The organism is Pantoea sp. MBLJ3 (genome assembly GCF_000816655.1).
Classification (GTDB): Bacteria; Pseudomonadota; Gammaproteobacteria; order Enterobacterales; family Enterobacteriaceae; genus Pantoea; species Pantoea eucalypti.
On the sequence record NZ_JSUT01000024.1, the window covers coordinates 1 to 715 of the forward strand.

Annotated in this window: 2 protein-coding genes; both read left to right on the top strand. The window is 53.6% G+C overall.

Going from position 1 to position 715, the window contains the following annotated elements:
• Nucleotides 1–525: DUF3304 domain-containing protein (locus NP77_RS19150; RefSeq protein WP_304413274.1), on the top strand; the 525-nt coding region annotated here is incomplete at its 5' end.
• Complete coding sequence (locus NP77_RS23985; RefSeq protein ID WP_008926662.1) at nucleotides 513–638, top strand: hypothetical protein; 126 nt, start codon at nucleotides 513–515, stop codon at nucleotides 636–638. The genes NP77_RS19150 and NP77_RS23985, both read left to right, overlap by 13 nt.
• The last annotated feature ends 77 nt before the right edge of the window (nucleotides 639–715 follow it).

Below are 715 nucleotides of genomic sequence, written 5' to 3' on the forward strand. Positions count from 1 at the left end.
CGACATTACCTCGTGGTACTGAGTGCCGTGTTGCTGACGGGCTGCAGTCAGCCGGCGGCGAAAGCCGGAACCCGAAGCGGCGGTGGCGGGGTTATTGTCGCCATCAACCATACAAAATGGGCAATCAACCATTTCAGCGTCGACGGTCAGTCGGGTATAGATGCTATTGGCCCCTGGCAGGGGGGAGGTGGTGGCTGCTGCTATGGTGTGCCGGCGAAGTGGCGGCCGGGTATGACGGTCAAAATTGACTGGGAAAGCGGAGAAGCCTCAATGAAAGGCTTTCCTGGGTTTGCAGATACGGCTAAGTATCGAGCATGGGAAAAAGAAATGAGTGCTAATAATCGCCAGCATAGCGCGGTGGTAACGGTACCGGACTATACGGGGCAAAAAACCTGTGGGATCACGGTGCACTTTATGCCCTGCGATGAAGTCAGGGTGACTACAAGCTGCGTGAGCCCTGGCAGACCAGGCTATCCAATTAATGAGCCGCTGCAGATGCCGGAGCCAAAAGTATGTCCGAAATAATTACCGATCTGGCGTGGTTCCCGCCGGCGTTTCCGGCTCAGGGGCGTTTACCCATTCAGGCTGCGCTGGCTGGTAAAAACTGCTCGCAGCAGGACAACTGCGAGATTTTATAAAGCATTGAATATCAAAGTTTTTCTACGGAATCGGCAATAATCTTAATCACCGTCTGGCCTTTATTCCCCTTTTGTAA

Coding starts and splice junctions, on each gene's coding strand:
- NP77_RS23985 (WP_008926662.1), top strand. CDS start 513: ATGTCCGAAATAATTACCGATCTGGCGTGGTTCCCGCCGGCGTTTCCG.